The organism is Paenibacillus endophyticus, from assembly GCF_014192395.1.
GTDB lineage: Bacteria > Bacillota > Bacilli > Paenibacillales > Paenibacillaceae > Pristimantibacillus > Pristimantibacillus endophyticus.
Window position 1 is genome coordinate 58531 of record NZ_JACHXW010000029.1, and the last position, 18632, is coordinate 77162.

At 46.2% G+C, this 18632-nt stretch carries 19 protein-coding genes; 15 read left to right on the plus strand and 4 right to left on the minus strand.

Annotation, left to right across the window (positions count from 1 at the left end; translation table 11 throughout):
• Nucleotides 1-354 precede the first annotated feature (354 nt).
• Entirely contained in the window at nt 355-1080 is a 726-nt protein-coding gene (locus FHS16_RS29040; protein ID WP_246432025.1) for a M20/M25/M40 family metallo-hydrolase, read from the plus strand.
• Between the two features lie 45 nt (nt 1081-1125).
• On the opposite strand, the gene FHS16_RS29045 is transcribed toward FHS16_RS29040, so the two are convergent.
• On the minus strand, nt 1126-2919 hold the full coding sequence (locus FHS16_RS29045; protein ID WP_183570832.1) for a cache domain-containing sensor histidine kinase: 1794 nt from the start codon (nt 2917-2919) through the stop codon (nt 1126-1128).
• A complete protein-coding gene (locus FHS16_RS29050; RefSeq protein ID WP_183570834.1) occupies nt 2912-4465 on the minus strand; it encodes a response regulator in 1554 nt (517 codons plus the stop codon). Before FHS16_RS29050 ends, FHS16_RS29045 begins: the two co-directional genes overlap by 8 nt.
• 226 nt (nt 4466-4691) lie before the next feature.
• On the opposite strand from FHS16_RS29050, the gene FHS16_RS29055 reads away from it, so the two are divergent.
• Nucleotides 4692-5120, plus strand: a complete 429-nt coding sequence (locus FHS16_RS29055) for an SRPBCC family protein (protein WP_183570836.1) — start codon at nt 4692-4694, stop codon at nt 5118-5120.
• Between the two features lie 259 nt (nt 5121-5379).
• Nucleotides 5380-5709 carry a hypothetical protein gene (locus FHS16_RS29060; RefSeq protein WP_183570838.1) on the plus strand — a complete coding sequence of 110 codons (330 nt, stop codon included), beginning with the start codon at nt 5380-5382 and terminating at the stop codon, nt 5707-5709.
• 341 nt (nt 5710-6050) lie between these two features.
• Here the strand turns inward: FHS16_RS29060 and FHS16_RS29065 are convergent, their stop codons facing one another.
• Nucleotides 6051-6629, minus strand: a complete 579-nt coding sequence (locus tag FHS16_RS29065) for a TetR/AcrR family transcriptional regulator (RefSeq protein WP_183570840.1) — start codon at nt 6627-6629, stop codon at nt 6051-6053.
• A 300-nt stretch (nt 6630-6929) separates the two neighbouring features.
• On the opposite strand from FHS16_RS29065, the gene FHS16_RS29070 reads away from it, so the two are divergent.
• The 4 genes from FHS16_RS29070 to FHS16_RS29085 all read left to right on the plus strand — a co-directional run bounded on the left by FHS16_RS29070 (nt 6930) and on the right by FHS16_RS29085 (nt 9651).
• Nucleotides 6930-7415, plus strand: coding sequence for a quercetin 2,3-dioxygenase (locus FHS16_RS29070; RefSeq protein WP_183570842.1), 486 nt, complete (start codon nt 6930-6932; stop codon nt 7413-7415).
• Nucleotides 7416-7419: 4 nt separating this feature from the next.
• Complete coding sequence (locus FHS16_RS29075; RefSeq protein ID WP_183570844.1) at nt 7420-8292, plus strand: alpha/beta fold hydrolase; 873 nt, start codon at nt 7420-7422, stop codon at nt 8290-8292.
• A gap of 33 nt (nt 8293-8325) precedes the next feature.
• Nucleotides 8326-8559, plus strand: coding sequence for a hypothetical protein (locus FHS16_RS29080; protein ID WP_183570846.1), 234 nt, complete (start codon nt 8326-8328; stop codon nt 8557-8559).
• Nucleotides 8560-8766: 207 nt separating this feature from the next.
• Nucleotides 8767-9651, plus strand: coding sequence for an alpha/beta fold hydrolase (locus FHS16_RS29085; protein WP_183570848.1), 885 nt, complete (start codon nt 8767-8769; stop codon nt 9649-9651).
• Between the two features lie 128 nt (nt 9652-9779).
• Here FHS16_RS29085 and FHS16_RS29090 read toward each other — a convergent pair whose 3' ends face one another.
• Nucleotides 9780-10667 carry a LysR family transcriptional regulator gene (locus FHS16_RS29090; protein WP_183570850.1) on the minus strand — a complete coding sequence of 296 codons (888 nt, stop codon included), beginning with the start codon at nt 10665-10667 and terminating at the stop codon, nt 9780-9782.
• A gap of 211 nt (nt 10668-10878) precedes the next feature.
• Here FHS16_RS29090 and FHS16_RS29095 point away from each other — a divergent pair, with 211 nt between their 5' ends.
• The 8 genes from FHS16_RS29095 (at nt 10879) to bioC (ending at nt 18258) form a co-directional block, all read left to right on the plus strand.
• Entirely contained in the window at nt 10879-11670 is a 792-nt protein-coding gene (locus FHS16_RS29095) for an SDR family oxidoreductase (protein ID WP_183570852.1), read from the plus strand.
• A 31-nt stretch (nt 11671-11701) separates the two neighbouring features.
• Nucleotides 11702-12043 carry a nuclear transport factor 2 family protein gene (locus tag FHS16_RS29100; protein ID WP_183570854.1) on the plus strand — a complete coding sequence of 114 codons (342 nt, stop codon included), beginning with the start codon at nt 11702-11704 and terminating at the stop codon, nt 12041-12043.
• Between the two features lie 282 nt (nt 12044-12325).
• Nucleotides 12326-13690 carry an adenosylmethionine--8-amino-7-oxononanoate transaminase gene (gene bioA / locus FHS16_RS29105; protein WP_183570856.1) on the plus strand — a complete coding sequence of 455 codons (1365 nt, stop codon included), beginning with the start codon at nt 12326-12328 and terminating at the stop codon, nt 13688-13690.
• A 5-nt stretch (nt 13691-13695) separates the two neighbouring features.
• Nucleotides 13696-14451 carry a dethiobiotin synthase gene (gene bioD / locus FHS16_RS29110; RefSeq protein ID WP_221226504.1) on the plus strand — a complete coding sequence of 252 codons (756 nt, stop codon included), beginning with the start codon at nt 13696-13698 and terminating at the stop codon, nt 14449-14451.
• Nucleotides 14448-15446 (plus strand): biotin synthase BioB, encoded by a 999-nt coding sequence (gene bioB / locus FHS16_RS29115; RefSeq protein ID WP_183570858.1) that lies wholly within the window; start codon nt 14448-14450, stop codon nt 15444-15446. Before bioD ends, bioB begins: the two co-directional genes overlap by 4 nt.
• Nucleotides 15447-15459: 13 nt before the next feature.
• On the plus strand, nt 15460-16638 hold the full coding sequence (bioF, locus tag FHS16_RS29120; RefSeq protein ID WP_183570860.1) for an 8-amino-7-oxononanoate synthase: 1179 nt from the start codon (nt 15460-15462) through the stop codon (nt 16636-16638).
• Nucleotides 16635-17402, plus strand: a complete 768-nt coding sequence (locus FHS16_RS29125) for an alpha/beta fold hydrolase (protein ID WP_183570862.1) — start codon at nt 16635-16637, stop codon at nt 17400-17402. Before bioF ends, FHS16_RS29125 begins: the two co-directional genes overlap by 4 nt.
• Entirely contained in the window at nt 17392-18258 is an 867-nt protein-coding gene (gene bioC, locus FHS16_RS29130) for a malonyl-ACP O-methyltransferase BioC (protein WP_183570864.1), read from the plus strand. Before FHS16_RS29125 ends, bioC begins: the two co-directional genes overlap by 11 nt.
• Nucleotides 18259-18632 lie beyond the last annotated feature (374 nt).

An 18632-nucleotide genomic window follows, 5' to 3' on the forward strand; every position in this document is an offset into this window, starting at 1 on the left:
AGGAACATATGACAACTGAATATCTGCAGTGCGTATTAGAGGAGATTGCGATGGAATACGAGAGCTTTCCCGGCCACACCGGGCTTGTCGCGCATTGGAAGGGAGGAAGCAGCCCGTTAGCTCATGCTGCTTCGAAGAAAGGTCCGATTGTCGCGCTACGAACGGATATCGATGCGTTATGGCAGCAAGTGGACGGCGTAAGCACAGCGAATCATTCCTGCGGCCATGATGCGCATATGACGATGGCGTTGTACGCGCTTAAGGCATTGCGGGCAATTGGTTTCGAGCCCGAGGTAGAATTGAGAAGTCCTGTTCCAGCCGGCGGAAGAAGTAGGGGAAGGCGCGCTGAAGCTGCTGCAAGCGGGCTGCCTCGACGACGTCGACTATTTGCTTGGCATTCATTTGCGTCCGGCCAAGGAGATGCCGGAAGGCATGGCCTCCAGCGCGATTTACCATGGCGCATGTGCCATATTGGAGGGAGAGGTCTTTGGCCGTCAGGCTCATGCCGCCCGTCCGGCTGACGGGGTAAACGTGGTTGATATCTTGGCCGACGTCGTGCACGCCGTTCGTGATATCTCCGCAAGCTATTCGTCCATACCGGCTTCCTGCAAAGTTACGAAGCTTCACGTTCCGAACGAAAGCAGCAATATCATACCGGATTACGCGTCATTTTCCATAGATCTACGCGCGCAGACGAATCAAGCGATGGATGCCTTGCTTCCCGAATTGTTGTCTGCCGTTCAATCCGTCGGCCGGGCATCCGACGGCTCCGTGGAGCTGCGGATGAAGAACCGAATGGCTGCAGCGCGTCCCGATCCCTATCTGGAGGCATTGGTCGGAGACGTCATCGCAGAGCTGCTCGGCGATGACGGACGGGTTCAGCCTCCCGTGACGCCGGGCGGGGAGGATTTTCACTTTTATCCGTTGCATAAGCCGGAGCTGCGCGCCACCATGATCGGACTCGGCTGCGGTTTGCTCCCCGGCTTGCATCATCCGCAGATGCGGTTTGACCTCGATGCCTTGGAGATTGGCGCGACGATCCTGGCCTTATCGGTCGTTCGGTTAAACTCCGCCAAATGATAAGCGGTCCTTATGGCCCGCTTATTTTTTTTATTCTATCGCCGATTAATCTCCGATATCCGAGTCCACGATAAACTTCATATGCACCTCAACGATCATGCCGTCTCCGGGCGAGCTGTAGAACTGCAGCCCGTATTCCTCTCCATAAAGAAGCTTGATTCGCTCCTGAACGTTGCGAATTCCGTAACCGCTGCCGTTCGGAGTGACGATCTTCCTGCCGGATCGCAGCGCCTTCAGCTGCTCCTCGTCCATACCGGCCCCGTCGTCAACGACGGACAGAATGAGCCGGTCCCCATGGCGTTCGCTGGTTACCGTTATGATTCCCTCCCGATTCTCGCTCTTCAATATGCCGTGCATAATGGCATTCTCGACAATGGGCTGCAACGTAAGCTTCGGAATGATGGCTTGCTGTATCTCTTCATCTACCTGCACATTAAACTCGATTTTTTGCTGGAAACGAATGTTTTGAATCCGGACATAATAATCGACCAGCTTCAGCTCCTTTTCAATCGTGATGATATCCTGTCCATTGCTAAGCGCAAGCTTGTAGTAGCCGGCAAGCGAATGAACAAGGGAAGGGATTTGGTCATTCATCCCGAATTGGGCCATCCAGTTGATCTGATCCAGGGTATTGTACAGAAAGTGGGGATTAATCTGGGATTGTAAGGCTTTCAATTCCGATTTGATCGCACGTACTTCGTAATCTTTTAACAGAGCCAGCCGTTGCGACATGAAATTATAGCTCTGGATAAGCTCTCCGATCTCGTCATCCCCCGATGGCTTTGCTATAGGCTCGAGCGATCCAGCTTCCACGGCTTTCATCTTTCGGCTCAGATATGTAATCCGCCTTGTCATATGAAGGGAGATCACATGGGCAAGACCGATCGCCAGCAATCCGACGGCAAGCAAACTGACAAGGAGCTCGTTCTGAAGGCGCGAGCTTCTGGACACGATCTCATGATGGGGAATAACCGTAACCATCGTCAGGTCGGTCTGCGAAATCGGCCGTTGGAGGAACTCCAGCCTCTTGCCATTAACGATTTGCGTCTCGCTGCCATTGGCATTCCGAAATAAGGACGGCGTGCTTCCCTCGGTTGGTAGATACTCTTGCATCAGCTTGTCGTCTGAAGCAATCAGAACGAGACCGTCGCTGCCCTGCAAATACGTAAGACTATTTTTGACGGTATTCGCGCGGGATACGATTTCTTTGAGATTCCGTTCATCCATATCAATACGGAGCAGGCCAATCGTTTCATTGTAGTGGTCGGGATGGCGGATGAGTCTTGCAACCGATATGACCGGAGCGGCATTGACGGTTTCGGCCTTATAATCGCGAGAGGAGAACCACATCACCTTCACCTTTGCGGCATCAAGCTTCCGAAACCATGCCGTGTGCAAAACATCTTTGAGCCGAAACGTGTTTTGACCTTCATCGGCGAACAGGAAACCATGAGGCATATAGAGCCTAACTGTGCGAATGTTGATACTGTCTTGATGGGAATCCAAAAATTGAATCAGCCGATTCCCGTCTTCCAATTGCTCATACAGCGTGTAGTCGTCCGAATTTCGGGTTAAGACGCGGGTAATCTGCACTTCATCCAACGCGATCAGGTCCGAAATATCGGTAACATGCTTCAGTTTATAAGCGAGAAAGGAATGCGTCTGGTCAAAGCTTTGATTGAGCGAGAAGCTGACCATTTCCTGAATGATGCCGGCCACTTTGCCGGATGCATAGAACTGAAGATACAGAATAGGGAAGAGGATAAGCAACAGATAAGACAGCAGCAGCTTTTGCTTCAATCTCAGTTTAAGCAGAAGTCGATTGACGGTTTTAAACATCGGCAATCCGCTTTCGGTATTCCGATGGCTGCAATCCGGTTACTTTTTTGAAAATTTTGCTGAAATATTCCCCGTCCCCGTATCCCACCTGAAGCGCGATATCGAACAGCTTGAGATCTTTGCTCGCGAGCAGCTCTTTAGCCCGGTCAATTCTGTATTCCGAAAGGAAATTTTTGATCGTCGTACCGGTTCCCTCCTTAAATACGAAGCACATATGGGGAATGGTTACGCCTACATATTCGCTAATTTCGGTCAATGTCAGTTGGCGGTTCCGATAATTTCGTTCGATGTACTGAATCACATGCCGGATGATGGAGTTGCCCTTGCGCGCCTCGAGATAATTGAATAGAACGTCGAGTTCATTATTCAGCAGCCGGTGCAAGTCGCAAAGAGACTGACAAGCGTACAAAAGCGCCGCGAATGTTCCCACCGCCGCTTCCTGCTTGAAAGCGGGGATGCCGCTTTCTTTGCCGACTTGTTGAACCGTTTGATAGAGCTGCAAATACAAGCCTTTCGTATATGCGACCTGCGTGTCCGGATAGTTCCGAATGTCGCGAGCTAAATCCGCCAGCCAAAGCTTTGCCGAATCGGGACCCTCTTTTTGAAGCGATAGGGCAAATGCTTCGGAACGCCTTTCATCCAATTGGAATGCATCGGCGTTAGAATGGCCGGCTATTTTCCAGACAACCGTGTTCGGAGGCTCGTAAAAGCTTCTTTGAAGCTGGATTACCGCGGATAAATAGGAGTCGTATATCTCATCCATGACACGGACTTGCCGACCAACCGCCATGTGGAAGCCCGGGACTTTCGGCATCCGATGAGAAACGTCGTGAATCCATCGCTCAAGTCTGTCTTCGAAGAGGAAGGATTCCTCCGAACGACAAGTTAAATGGATGACAATGTGAAAATCGTCTTTCATCGTGCAGAAGCAATGTAATGCTTCGGTCAGCGCAGCCGATTCTAGCTGTTGAAGCACGCTCTCGGATTGTTCGAGGGGGTGATGCCACTTGAGAATGGAGGAAGCGCAGGAATAGGAATGATCCGGCTCCGCTCCGATCAAAGGCAACAAGCGCTCAAGTTTGTCTGCATGGAATACGGGAGAACAAAGCAGCGCCGCTATTTCTCGTTTGATTAGAGGGATGCTTGCTTCTTCACCCAAGTCGATTTGCCGTTCCTTTAGGATGACGTCGGAAGCATTGCGAATCGCTTCATTTAATTCGTTCGGTTGGATGGGCTTTTCTACGTAATGAACCGCTTGCAAAGAAATGGCGGCTTTCAAATACTCTTTGTCCGAGAAGCCGCTCATAAAGATGATGCGAACCTTTGGACAAAACGAACGAATGGAGCGCGCCGCTTCAATGCCGTCCATGCGTGGCATTCGAATATCGGTAAGCAGGATGTCCGGTCGGAACTGCTCGGCGATCCGAACGGCATCAAAGCCATCTTCCGCTTGCCTCACTTCATCGATGCCATGTTGCTGCCAATCTGTTTTCATTAGGATTCCCTGGCGAATCAATTGCTCGTCTTCCACTAGCAATAGCTTCATAAAGTTCTCCCTTCCGGAATGCGTTATTCATAACTTCATTATAATAGGTTTGATTCGGACGCAACACGAAATCTTAATTCCCGACAGGAAATCGAAGGATTGACGGGATGCGTTATGTCAAAAATGAGCAATAGAAAAGAAATCACATCAACCGTACCATGGTATAATCAAAGATATTCGTATACAAATAATTACATAATTCTTATAAAGAAGGGAAATGAGCAATATGGCAAATATCGAGCACTTACAGACCGTTAATGTTCCAGCTAGAACGGTATATGAAGCATTAACCACAGCAAAAGGACTTTCAGAAATATGGACAAATGAATTAACAGTCAATGATCAGATCGGTTGTATAAATGAGTTCCGATTTGGCGGCAAAGGCTTAACAAAGATGCGAGTTGATGAGCTTGTTACCGATAAAAAGATTTTGTGGCAGTGTGTGGATTCAGATCCAGAATGGATCGGTACGACAATTTCTTTTGATTTGGAGGAAAAAAACGGGAAGACTTCAATCATTTTTCGTCAGATGAATTGGGAGGAAGTGACCGCATTTTATCGCGTATGTAATTATAACTGGGCTATTTTTTTGTATAGTCTTAAACAGTATTGCGAAGAAGGCGAGGGTCTTCCGTATCATAAGCGGAAGTTTTAGAACCGTTGAAAACACGGATGGTTGGACTAAAGTACATGATCCTGAGAACTGATTTCGGAAATATTTGATAAGTGCTTGCCAATGCTCACATTGAGATGCCTCTTGAGGAAGTAGAACGATTGCTTGAAAGTCTGGTTCATGAGATGCGGGTTGCCGAAGTGAGCATAATGGATTTTCAAGTACGCAGCAAAAAGACATCTCCAGCCCGCAGGAAGGAACTATTTGATATAAACATTCGCCGCAATGACAGAATAAACTGATGGAACTTGGTGGATCGCAGTGTTCCTCGAACGACAGCAGCCTGCCGAAGATCGATCTGTACATTTATGAAATCGATCTGAATTCTGTACCGGTGGACGCTTATTACTTTGATATCGACAAGCTGGATGAGCACGACAACCCGCAGGAGCAGATCTTCTCTACGTCGCTCCCGGCCTATAATATCCCGGGGAGCGTGAGTCCATATTCCATCTATCCGAAGCTGACGAATTTGGACAAAAGCTGTCTGAGGACAAGACAATATATATACTGGAAACCGCCTAAACAGCGGTTTTTTTGTTGCAAGTATAGCAGTTCTTTCCAAGCCTGAAGAGAATTGGCCAATGCATTTATCGAAGTAATTTATATCGTTCCAATTATTTTGAATAGATTTAACAATAAATTATTGTTTTTAGACAAAGGAAAGGAGGACAGCATTCAGAACCATCACCTAACATAGGCGGTGGTTCTTTGTTATAAATGATTATTAGGTTGATTACATTTTACAGGTATTGGTATTGGTATTGGTATTGGTATTGGTATTGGTATTGGTATTGGTATTGGTATTGGTATTGGTGTCTGCCTTGGTGTTTCCAAATGTTTGCGTAACAAAAGCTCCGAGACCGCTGCGACTCGGTGTGGCTTTTGCCAACTATCATCTTCGAGCATTCTTTAAGCGTCAAGCATGGCTATGGAAGCATCTGCTATTTGATGCATCCTCTTTTTATCCGCGGATGTTCGAGCCAATACTCTTAATCCAATCATTGTTGTCTGCACACTAGCTGCAAGTATTTTTGCATCCTTATCAAGCGGAATCTCGCCCGATTGCTGACCTTTTTGAATGAGATCTACGAGAATTTTCTCCTCGTTACTAAAACTTGCGTTGGTCATTTCACAAATTTCCGGATCCCTCAAAGCTAGTTCGGTCGCAGAATTCACAATTAAGCAGCCTAACGGTCGATCGTCGTTCACTTCAATAAGATAATCAAATTTGAAGCGAATGACTTGTTTTGCCGTACGACCTCGTCGTACTTCTGAATTAATTATTGCTCTTACCTGTTTCTGATACTCTTCTATCGTCTTTACAAATAGACTATGCTTATCGCCAAAAGTATCATACAGGCTTCTACGATGTATACCCATATGCGTAACCAGGTCCTGTAGCGAGGTTTTTTCATAACCCTTTTCCCAAAATAAATGCATGGCCTTTAGAAGTACTTCTCTTTCGTCGAACTCTTTACTTCTTGTCAACGTGTTCACCTCTTCAGAACGATTCTATCATATGAGAACAAACGGTAAAAGTTAAATCGCAAACAAATTTCATGCAATTTATTTCTTATTAACTCTTTCGAGACAATGATACAAGGTTTAAATATGTAAAAAATAATAACACTTTTTATAATCAAAGAGATTAAATGGGAAAAATTATGAAATATTAAGTTTGTTTTAGTTGCGTTGACAATACGATAAGGAGAGTTTTATTATGAGAATGATCGATCTCATTACTGCGCAGGTAAAAAATCGACAACAAAGAGGAGACCGAGAATAACCATGATTAATCAAAGCAATGCAGGTGTTATGCGCCGGAAGTCTGATCATGATAATACGTTCTTATTCCTGACCGACATTAATTCCATCTTGGTAAGTGGGGAAGATACTAACGGGGAATTTTGCGTGGTGCATTGTTCGGTTAATGAAAATGATGGCCCGCCGCTTCATGTCCACGAAAACGAAGATGAATCTTTTTACGTGTTGGATGGCGAGTTAGAAATGATAGTTGGAGCTGACACGTTTTTGGTGCAAAGCGGAGAATATGTCTTCGCCCCTAGAGGCATTCCACATACCTTTAAGGTGAAGTCCAATAAGGCTCGTTTCTTAATTACTGCCTACCCTGCAGGATTTGATTCCTTTGTTAAGGAATTGGGCACTCCTTACGCGGAAGGAATGGAAGCTCTAATAGAGCCCCCTACTCCTGAGTTTCTCCAGAGGCTTATTCAAGTATCCAAAAAATATAATATTACGTATCCGGGACTTTAAATCAATGACAACACCGATACAGTATAAGATTTCAATCGACGGAGTAGTACAAAGTTTTTACATCGCTGGCAAAGGGCCAGTTTGTCTAGTCCATGCAGGCGGTCCCGGTTTCTATTGGCAATATATGCGCATGCCCCTGCTTGAACAAACCATGACCGTTGTATATATCGAGCCTATAGGAACAGGCGATTCAGGGTTGTTGCCAGACGGGGATTATAATATGCCGCGGTACGCCTATTATGCGCATAAGATAGCGGAGCACATCGGAGCCCAGAAACCTTACTTCTTGGGTCATTCGCATGGAGGCTTTGTGGGACTTCAATATGCTTTAGATTACCCGAATGAGATCGGAGGACTCATTCTCCATAGCAGTGCTCCGTGCATGGTGCCAGAACTTGGAATGGAGCAGTCGCGGCAAATCAAGCTCTATGCTGAGCGCTGGCCGGATCGTCCCGAAGCTCAAGATGCATTTCAGGCGTGGATGGACTTTGGATCAGGAGCAGCGCAAGATAGTGAGTCGTTCCTAAAACTGCTGGGGCGGATGTTACCCGCATTCTTCGGAAATTATTGGAGCCTCCCAGATGAGTTCGAGGAGTGGAGGGACAATTTGAATTTTTATCTTATTCCTCGAAATCCATATCGTTGGGATGCGAGGGAGGTTTTATATATGATTCATACGCCGACTCTCATCCTTGTGGGAGAACATGATTTCAACTGCGGCCCGCGATGGGCTGTAGAAATGGACGAGAAAATGCCTAACTCGCGGCTCTATACCTTCGAAGCAGGTGGCCATATGAGCCATGTCGAGAGTCCGCGGGAATTTGCGAAAGTCGTGAGCGATTTCGTCTCTCAAGCCGCTCACGGCAGTAAATCATAAAGTCCATGAGGACTGAAGTTTTTTGAGGAATTGATGATGAAAAGAATGAACAAGCAAGCAGCATCGCTGCTGCTGGCAGCCGTGGTCGCCGCAGCTGTGCCAGCTGTAGTGTCAGCAAGTGGAGCGAATCTTACTGAATTGGTTAGCGGAGTGGCGGCGACTACACGCGCGCAAGCCGCTGAGATGATTCTTAACGCGATCGAATACGTCACCTTGCTGCACATCAACCTTCAGCGCCTTCATCCAAAGACACTCCAAGGGGTGTAAGCAGTCAACCGATGAGCCCAGTTGATGGACAAACTGCTCAAGCAGAGTTCGCACTTCCGGCGCGCTATAACTTTGCCTACCTAGATGGCTACCAAGAAGTGGATGACATCTTTAAGGGCAATCCACTTCAGCCGATAAGCTCGAAAACTAGATAATCTTAAGCGGTAAAGTCAATTTTCAGATAAGCAAGAAAGAAGGGATTTAGTAATGAATCAATCTAATGATGATTTCAAACACCCACTGGCAGCTGGAGAACATGAAATCTTCATCGACGGTGTACGTCAAGTTTATCACGTAGCTGGAAACGGCCAAGTTTGTTTGGTTCATTCGGGCGGACCTGGATTTCATTGGAAGTATCTGAAGATGCCAGAGCTGGAGAAAACAATGACAATGGTGTATTTAGAACCTGTAGGAACAGGTAAATCAGATATGCTACCAGATGGTGACTATAGTATGCCTCGGTATGCACATTTCGCACATAAAGTAGCCGAGCATATCGGAGCTCAAAAGTATTACTTCCTGGGTCATGCTCATGGAGGTGGCGTTGGCCTTCAATATGCTTTGGATTACCCAAACGAACTTGGCGGTCTGATCCTCCAATCCAGTGCTCCTTCTATGGGACTTGATCTATATATGGAGCAATTCACACAAATCGAGAACTATGCACAACGTTGGCCAGATCATGCGGAAGCTCAAGATGCGAAGCAAGCTATGATGGATTCGAAAAACGTAAGAGACAAAGAATCGGCTCTGGCTGTTCTCCACCGCTTATTGCCTGCATACTTCGGCAACTACTGGAATATTAAAGAGAAAGTGGACAAATGGAGGGTTGCTCTTGATTTCTTCGGAGATCCTAACCGCCAGCCATATGAGTGGGATGTACGAGATATCCTAAACACTATCACCACGCCAACGCTCATTCTAGTCGGTGAATATGACGTCAACTGCGGGCCAAGGTTTTCCTATGAGCTGGCAGAAAAGATACCTGATTCTCATCTCGTAGTGTTCGAGCGGGGCGGTCATATGGAGCACGTTGAGCATACCGAGCAGTTTACGCAAGCCGTTAACGAATTCATTGCTCAAAGAAATTAATAGGACTAATAGGTAACTAGCGCATCGCGTGACTGCATTCAGTCGCAAGCCAGCCGAGTTCATTCGGTTGGCTTTTTTGTGTGCGCAAAGCACTGGCGTCATCTACAATTGAATTTTGAAAGTACAAACTAAGAAGAAAATGCGCTTGTCTTTTCTTTAATAAAAGTAACAAACTTCGCTGTTGCAGGTGATAAGAATCGTTCGTTTTTGATATGCAAACCGACTTCCCAGTGCCATCCTTCATCTTCAATCGGGATCCATCTAAGTCCTTCCAAGTTCAAACCTGCCGTCTTCGGTAACACCGATAATCCAAGTCCCGCTGCAACAAACCCCGCCACCGTCGGAAGATCTTCTGCATCATACGTGGAGGTGAGAGTGAAATTCATTTGATGGACTCTTGTCAGCAGTGAATCCCTTAAGCTGCAGTTATGCTTTAGCCCTATAAATGTTTCTCCAGTAATTTCCCCTAAGCTAATCGATGATTTATTCGCTAAACGATGTTCTGAAGAGACAACAAGATAGAGCGGTAGTGACAAAATCGGCACCCATTCATAAGTATCATTTACTGGCTTCTCGGAAGTAATCATAATATCCGAATATCCATCCTCGATCTGTTTTAGAATCGCTCCCTTGTCTCCTTGTGTTAATTCGAAGGTGATGCTAAGGTTCATTTTCTGATAATCTCGAATGAGGCGAGGAATGAGATCAACCCCTAAAATACTTAAATAAGCAAGATGGATTACGCCTGAATCCGGATGGGTGTATTCTTCGATCTCCTGTTTCCCACGCGCCACTTCTTGCAATATTCTCTCAACATGCTTCGAGAACATTACCCCATAACGATTGATCTTCAGATTCCTGCCCTTACGTTCGAACAACGGAACTCCGAGTTCAGCTTCTAACTTTGAAATGGAATGACTTAAAGCAGGCTGAGTAATCGATAATACTTCAGCAGCTTTGGTCAGGTGCTCCATTCTGGCAACTTCTAGGAAATATTCTAATTGAGTCAGTTCCATCTCTTTTTCTCCTACATTTCTACTGTTCATCATTTACGGTGATATCATGCATTTGATTTATATTTCAAGCAAAAACTGCTGCATGTAGCTTGATCTATGAAATATATTAATGATATTCATTATTATTATACATTTGTTTTATCTTTTTACTCATCATACACTTTAACATGAACAGATTAGAATGAAAACTTACTGAGGAGGATTTCAAAATATGAGCTACGCATCTTATGAAAATGAATTTCAAGGAAAACGAGCACTCGTAACGGGTGGAACCCAGGGGATGGGACTCGCGATTGTGAAGAGACTGGCTGGTGCCGGTGCGACCGTACTTACATCAGCACGGAATATTCCGCCAAACTACAATATTCCTAACGTTCATTTAGTACAAGCTGACGTTACAAAGCCCGAAGGTACAGCCACACTTGTTGAAGCTGTGAAAGAAAAGCTTGGAGGGATTGACATCTTAATCAATACAGTTGGAGGCTCGAGCGCCCCTTCTGGCGGCGCGCTTGCATTAACAGAGGATCATTGGCTAGAGGAATTGAATATGAACCTTCTTGGATCCGTCCGTTTGGATCGCAATTTACTCCCATTCATGGTTGAGTATCGTAAAGGAGTTATTATCCACGTAAGTTCCATTCAAAGATCATTGCCATTGTATGAGTCTACTTTGGCATATGCTGCAGCAAAAGCAGCGCTTACCACTTACAGCAAGGGCTTATCCAACGAATTCGCTCCAAAAGGAATTCGTGTCAACACGATTGCACCGGGCTTTATTCAGACAGAAGCGGCTAACCGCTTAATTGATCGTCTCGCCACTACTGCCGGGAGTCACGAAGCAGCTCTTGAGCAACTGATGGATTCCCTTGGAGGAATTCCGTATGGTCGTCCTGGATTGCCGGAAGAAGTTGCTGAGCTCGCTGCATTTTTGGCATCCGATCGCTCAGCATCTATTAACGGCAGTGAATATGTAATTGATGGTGGTACAATCCCTACGGTTTAAATTTCTCACATTGCCTAAGGAGGTAATTCTTATGATTCAACTACCACAATCCGTGAACATTTATTTCTATTCCGTGAACGACGGTGAGCCTTACAAATTCTTAACAGCATTCGATGAGCATGCTTATGTACGCGATAATAGAAGAGAGTTCAACGGTAAGGATGCCATTGCCAATTGGAGTAAAACCGAAATCTTCGATGTAAAAGTTCAATATGAAATTACTAATGCCTGGGAGCAAGATGACCACTATTTCGTCACCGCATCAGTTGACGGCGAATTCGATAAAACAAATCTCCCTGATCCTTTCCTAATGAAGCATAAATTCAAGCTGATCAATGGACAGATCAAGGAACTGTACGTTACTTTTGCTTAAAAAAAGTCATAGCTCATCCTGTTTGGATTCCCTTCAATTCCCATTTGACCCTTTTGCGATTCATGCAGAAGGGTTTTTGATCTTTTATATTTCAGCATTTTGTTATCTTTTACATGAAATTGTATATTTCGTTGGGGTTTTCGCTTGGTTCTGTATGGTGTTAATCGTCTATCTTTTACTTTGAATTCTCTTTACAGGGGAGTCCAGGTCTGCTAGAATAACCAAATCTGATTGTTAACCTTAATTAAATTATTTTGGTTAACAATTAAAAGCGATCAATGGATGGTGATATTTGTGATAACGGATTACGAACGGCTTGCTGCCATGAATAAGGATTATTTATGGCATCCTTTTACTCAAATGAAAGACTACTATCACTCTGAACCACTCATTATTGAACGCGGTGAAGGCATTATGCTATATGACGTCCAAGGACGTGCTTATTATGATGGTTTCTCATCAGTTTGGCTCAACGTACATGGACACAACGTGCCAGAGCTGAATCAGGCGATAACGGATCAATTAGGGCGTGTCGCACATTCCACCCTTCTCGGAATGGCCAATGTACCCGCAATCGAGCTGGCAGAGAAGTTGGTGGGGATCACTCCGAAAGGATTAAACAAAGTGTTTTACTCCGATTCAGGAGCAACCGGTGTTGAGATCGCGATCAAAATGGCGTTTCAATATTGGCATAACCAAGGAGTACATGGGAAAACGAAGTTTATCACGATGAAGCAAGCCTACCACGGAGATACAATTGGAGCAGTAAGTGTTGGTGCAATTCCCCTGTATCATGATGTGTTTCGTCCCATGTTATTTCCATCGCACGTCATACCATATCCCTATGCTTATCGTCATGAGGGCGGTGAAACTGGAGCATTGGAAGCTACGTTAACGGCATTGCGCAGTTTGCTTGAGACGCGTGCAGATGAGATTGCAGCTCTGATTGTGGAGCCGATTGTACAAGGGGCCGGCGGCATAATTATCATGCCTCCAGGCTGTTTACGCGAGATGGCAGCGCTATGCCGCAAGCATGGTGTATTGCTCATCGCTGACGAGGTGGCAACCGGTTTCGGTCGGACGGGCGCTATGTTTGCTTGTGATCTCGAAGATGTTTCACCTGATCTGATGGTGATCGGAAAAGGACTGACGGGCGGCTATTTGCCTGTGGCGGCGACGCTTGCGACTGACGAGGTGTACGGAGCGTTTTATGCCGATTACCAAGATCAGAAAACATTTTTCCACGGTCATTCCTTTACAGGGAACCCGCTTGGTTGTGCTGTTGCTTTGGCCAGTTTGAAGTTGTTTGAAGAGTGGAACTTGGTCGAGGGAGTACGAACAAAGGCGTCATTTGTCGAGTCAAAGCTCGCAGCTCTAAAGGATCGCCCGTATGTTGGTGAAATTCGGCAAAAGGGACTAATGATCGGTATAGAACTTGTACGCGATAAGGTTTCACGAGAACCGTACGATTGGGCAGAACGAATTGGCGTTCGGGCAAGCTTGCGGGCCAGAGAACTCGGAATGCTAACGAGACCGCTCGGCAATGTGATCGTCTTTATCCCGCCGCTTGTCAGCAATGAAGCTGAACTGGATGCCATGACAGATATTTTGGCAGAATCCATACTTCACGTTACCGAAGGCGGTTGAGCTACTTGGGCAAAGTTAACGATGAAACGATACGCGGATTATTTGTGACAGGGACGGATACCGGCGTAGGTAAGACAGTTATTACGGCAGCCATAACTTCTATGCTCCGTGCTGAAGGGATGAATGCGGGTATCTGGAAGCCGATTCAATCTGGTGCTCTTCTTGGTACAGGACATACCGATGCTGAGCGGCTGCTGAAAAGCACGGGAATCCACGAACAGCCTGAGGCAGTCGCTCCATTCTCATTTGAAGCCCCGCTTACGCCGATGCTTGCCGCCAAGCAGGCGGGTGCGACTCTTACACTGAAAGAACTTATCGCTGCTGGACTACCACTTGCCAAACGTTATGAGGCGCTGGTCATTGAAGGCGCGGGCGGCGTAGCTGTTCCGCTAACCGACGACGCCATCATGGCGGATTTAATCTCGGAGCTTGGGATACCCGCTCTAATCGTAGCCCGTTCTAACCTCGGAACCATTAACCACACACTTCTGACTGCTTCATTCCTTCAGAATCGAGGCGTCACCATTATTGGTGTCATTTTAAACGATGGACAATTAACAGAGCTAAAAGACGATCCTAGTGTTGCAACGAATGCACAACTCATTGAACAATACAGCAACCTTAAGGTCCTCGGTCGATTTCCGCATTTGTACGCCGAAGCGACTTCAGAGACGTTGATACATAACTTGCGAAGCACAATACAATTTTTGCCTATCAGAGAGGCAATTGCAGTTCAACTAATGGGAGGATGTTTGAGATGAATACAGTTGCACCAGAGGTGGAGTGGCTATCGCTTGCCCAAAAAGCTTTGCATGGAGATTGTTTAACCTTACAGGAAGGGCTTGCTGTGCTAGAAGCGGACAATGATGAGTTGCTTTTACTCATGCAGGCTGCGTTTAAGGTGAGGAAACATTTTTACGGTAAAAAAGTAAAGCTGAATATGATCATCAATGCCAAAAGCGGCCTTTGCCCTGAGGACTGCGGCTACTGCTCACAATCAATCGTTTCCACAGCCCCGGTAAAGAAATACACACTGCTTGATAAAGAAACGTTACTTTCAGGCGCACGTGAAGCGATGGCGCGCAAAGCTGGAACCTATTGCATCGTAGCGGCTGGGAAGGGACCAACAGACAAGGAACTGGATCAAGTAGTGGACGCGGTTAGAGAAATTCGTCAAACAATGCCTCTAAAAATTTGCGCATGTCTGGGCATTCTCAAGGACGAACAAGCGAAACGTCTTGCAGAAGCTGGTGTACATCGCTACAACCACAACTTGAACACGAGCAGAGCTAACTACCCATCCATTACAACGACCCATACCTACGATCAACGTGTTGAAACCGTGGAGAAGGTAAAAACATACGGCATGTCCCCTTGCTCTGGCGTCATTATCGGCATGGGCGAGACAAATCAAGAAATTGTTGAAATGGCTTATGCGCTCCGTGAACTAGATGCGGATTCGATTCCGATCAATTTTCTGAATGCGATACCGGGAACGCCTTTGGAACATGCAGGACGCACACATTCGATAAAGGCGTTGAAGGTACTAGCTCTAATTCGTTTCATTTGTCCGTCTAAAGAAATTCGCGTGGCTGGCGGTCGTGAGGTCAACCTCCGTACACTGCAGCCTTTGTCACTGTTCGCCGCAAATTCACTTTTTGTAGGTGATTATTTAACGACAGTGGGCCAAGACATATCGGCAGATCATCAAATTATTGAGGATTTGGGCTTTGAGATTGAATTAAATGCCCTATAAGGCGGAGTCGACCATGAACTGGATGGACACAGAACTTGAATTAATGGCGGATGCTTCGTTAAATCGTTCCTTGCGTGCAAGTCGTTCAGTATCGGGATATCCTGGTTATACAGTGCGAGGAGAACAAGTGTTACTCAATATGTCCTCTAATGACTATCTTGGACTCTCCCAGCATCCTGCGATACTTGAAGTGATGCGCGAGGCTCTGCTTACAGAAGGAGCTGGCTCAGGCGCTTCACGCCTAACGACAGGCAACGGGTTGGCTTATGTTCGTCTTGAAGAGGCACTGGCCGATTGGCAGAACTGCGAAGCAGCGTTAGTTTTTGCAAATGGCTATATGGCTAATTCTGGTGTAATCAGTACGCTTGTTGGCCGAGGAGATGTTGTTTTCAGCGATCAGTTGAACCATGCAAGCATGGTGGACGGCATTGTATTTAGCCGAGCGGAGCATGCCCGGTATCGGCATAACGATTTGGAACATTTGCGTAAGTTATTAAATAATAATCGTGACAAACGGCGTAAGCTGATTGTTACAGATGCTATTTTCTCTATGGATGGCGACCGGGCGCACTTGCAAGAACTTATTTCGCTCAAACACGAATACGGAGCGATGCTAATGGTTGATGAGGCACATAGCGGGGGGCTATACGGGGGGAGAGGCGAGGGATTATGCCATGAACTGGGGCTGCAAAATGATGTGGATATTCACATGGGAACATTCAGCAAATCGTTCGGTGTCTACGGAGCTTATATCTGTGGCAGCCGTACGCTAATTCGATGGCTTGTGAACAAGGCTAGACCACTTATCTATTCAACTGCGCTGCCTCCTTCTATCATAGCTGGCATTGCAAAGGCGTTAGTTTTGGTAAAAGAGGAAAACTGGCGCCGAGAAAGGATTCACTTGGCAACTAGGTTATTTCGGTCCTTGCTTTGTAACTCCGGGTTTAAAATCGGTGCCGGCGACTCCCCAATTGTACCTTTAATCGTTGGCGATAACGAAACGGCTTTGCGCTTCAGCAGTGCTCTTGAAGAAGAGGGGATCGCAGCGGTTGCCATCCGTCCACCTACTGTGCCTGAAGGCACAGCGCGCATTCGCTTTTCATTGTCAGCCGTTCATACTGATAAGGAGTTGACCCATGCAGCCGTACGCACCCACAACATCGGCCTTCAACTAGGGGTGTTGTGTCCATGATCAAAACACATCGCCAAACAAGCAGCACCATTTTGTGGTTGTGCGGATGGAGTTTGCCAGATGCGGTTTTCGATCGGATGCGTGAGTTATTGCCCGATTTCCATCATGCTTCCGTAGATTACAGTGATGCTGATTTCCCAGATAAAATGCTGTTCTTGACTGAAAAAGCAGTAAAAGATTTTCTGTGTTTGAATGGTGAAGCATGTAAGACAAGGGCTTCCCAAGGTCCGCTGCTGATCGCAGGCTGGTCACTAGGTGGTTTACTTGCGCTGAGACTAGCAGCCAAAGGGCTAGCTGATGGGCTTGTGTTGATTGGAGCAACTGCTCGATTTACTCGGTCAAGAGAAGAGTCTGACCTTGGTTGGGCAGATATTTACGTAAAGAAGATGATATCAGGGCTTACACAGGATCGACAGGATGTTGAAACAAAATTCCGACAGCTCATGTTTACGCAGGCAGAATGGGAAGCAGATCTAGGCGGAAAACTTCCCCCAATCGGTAGCTGGACTACCCCTGCACTAATAGCAGGACTTCAGATTTTGCGAAGCGAGGATTGCTTGTCTCAACTAAAGAGCATCACTTGCCCGGTATTTCTTGTGCACGGAACGGAAGATAAGATTTGCCCTTACGGCACTGCATCAGAAATGAAGGCCCAGTTACCTAAAGCGAAATTACTCACGATACCTTCCAGCGGGCATGCCCCCTTTCTGGGTAGGGAAGCTCATATCACACATGAATTGAGGAGATGGTGGCATGAGCATTAGAATAAATGATATTCGACGTCAATTTAACCGTCGTGCAAATTCGTATGATGCTCACGCTCATGTTCAGCGTATGATGTCAGATCGACTTGCACTATCTCTCATAGAGTGGGGGAGGGAAAGTGGCATAGCCGAGCCCGACATTCTGGAGATCGGCTGCGGAACAGGGTCATTAACCGAAATTCTAGTAAATGAATGTCCCAGTGCGAGTATTACTGCACTTGATATTGCGCCTTCGATGATCAAATTGGCTCAACAACGTGTCCTCTCAGCCGAAGCGAACTTTAAAAATACCAGAGCAAAGGGGCTAGATCGTTTAAGCTTTCATCTTGCTGATGTTGAAATGTGGGCGCTTGACGCTCACACTGCTTCGTTTGATCTCATCGTCTCCAACGCCTGCTTTCAATGGTTGTGCAATCCTAGGCAAACACTTGGTCAACTTGGGCGGACTCTTCGACCTGGGGGCATGCTGCTATTCACGACATTCGGGCCTGATACTTTCTATGAAATGCATATGGCTTTTAATGAAGTTTATCGAGCAAGTGGAGTAGAGCCGCAGCGTCACGGACTGACGTTTGGATCGACGGACCATTGGAATACCTTGATGAAGGAAGTAGGATTCACAAATATCCATTATGAACGCTCGATTCGGACGGAAAAGTATGCTTCAGCAAGAAATTTTCTTCACTCGGTAAAAGAGATGGGAGCCAGCACTTCAGAGGCTGTTACAATGCGTGGTCTCAGTTCGCGACGCCTGTTCGCCAATATGTATAAGGAATACGAGGGAAGGTTCAGCATACAGGGAGGCGTTGCTGCCAGTTATGATCTTCTATTGATCAAAGCATTGGCAGATGGGTAGATAAACTCTTTAACTGATAACAATAGCTCAATAAAGGCAGCACCCGCTGGAACAATGTATGCCATGTTCCAGCGGGTGCTGCCTTTTTTTATGTTGTTCTTTGGTACATACATTTTCCTCAAGCCGGTCCATTTGAAATCACTGTACCCGTTTTGCAACCGGGCGCTAAAGCTTTGCTAAACCCTTTTAAATAAATAACATGTCCACTATGATCCAAGGATTTAATAGGAGGTGGTGGAAGAATATCATCAACATATATTTCATTCCATGAAGGTTACTGCGGTTAAGTCGCAGCTTCTGTTGGTTCCGGGAAAGTTATGAAATGACTCTAGTTGTCCTCGTCAAATTATGCTAAGATGGGAATGGCTTACGAT

Coding starts and splice junctions, on each gene's coding strand:
- FHS16_RS29090 (WP_183570850.1), bottom strand. CDS start 10,667: ATGGAACTGACTCAATTAGAATATTTCCTAGAAGTTGCCAGAATGGAG.
- FHS16_RS29045 (WP_183570832.1), bottom strand. CDS start 2,919: ATGTTTAAAACCGTCAATCGACTTCTGCTTAAACTGAGATTGAAGCAA.
- FHS16_RS29125 (WP_183570862.1), top strand. CDS start 16,635: ATGATCAAAACACATCGCCAAACAAGCAGCACCATTTTGTGGTTGTGC.
- FHS16_RS29095 (WP_183570852.1), top strand. CDS start 10,879: ATGAGCTACGCATCTTATGAAAATGAATTTCAAGGAAAACGAGCACTC.
- bioA (WP_183570856.1), top strand. CDS start 12,326: ATGGTGATATTTGTGATAACGGATTACGAACGGCTTGCTGCCATGAAT.
- FHS16_RS29060 (WP_183570838.1), top strand. CDS start 5,380: ATGGAACTTGGTGGATCGCAGTGTTCCTCGAACGACAGCAGCCTGCCG.
- bioC (WP_183570864.1), top strand. CDS start 17,392: ATGAGCATTAGAATAAATGATATTCGACGTCAATTTAACCGTCGTGCA.
- FHS16_RS29085 (WP_183570848.1), top strand. CDS start 8,767: ATGAATCAATCTAATGATGATTTCAAACACCCACTGGCAGCTGGAGAA.
- FHS16_RS29080 (WP_183570846.1), top strand. CDS start 8,326: ATGATGAAAAGAATGAACAAGCAAGCAGCATCGCTGCTGCTGGCAGCC.
- FHS16_RS29075 (WP_183570844.1), top strand. CDS start 7,420: ATGACAACACCGATACAGTATAAGATTTCAATCGACGGAGTAGTACAA.
- FHS16_RS29100 (WP_183570854.1), top strand. CDS start 11,702: ATGATTCAACTACCACAATCCGTGAACATTTATTTCTATTCCGTGAAC.
- FHS16_RS29070 (WP_183570842.1), top strand. CDS start 6,930: ATGATTAATCAAAGCAATGCAGGTGTTATGCGCCGGAAGTCTGATCAT.
- bioB (WP_183570858.1), top strand. CDS start 14,448: ATGAATACAGTTGCACCAGAGGTGGAGTGGCTATCGCTTGCCCAAAAA.
- bioF (WP_183570860.1), top strand. CDS start 15,460: ATGAACTGGATGGACACAGAACTTGAATTAATGGCGGATGCTTCGTTA.
- FHS16_RS29055 (WP_183570836.1), top strand. CDS start 4,692: ATGGCAAATATCGAGCACTTACAGACCGTTAATGTTCCAGCTAGAACG.
- FHS16_RS29050 (WP_183570834.1), bottom strand. CDS start 4,465: ATGAAGCTATTGCTAGTGGAAGACGAGCAATTGATTCGCCAGGGAATC.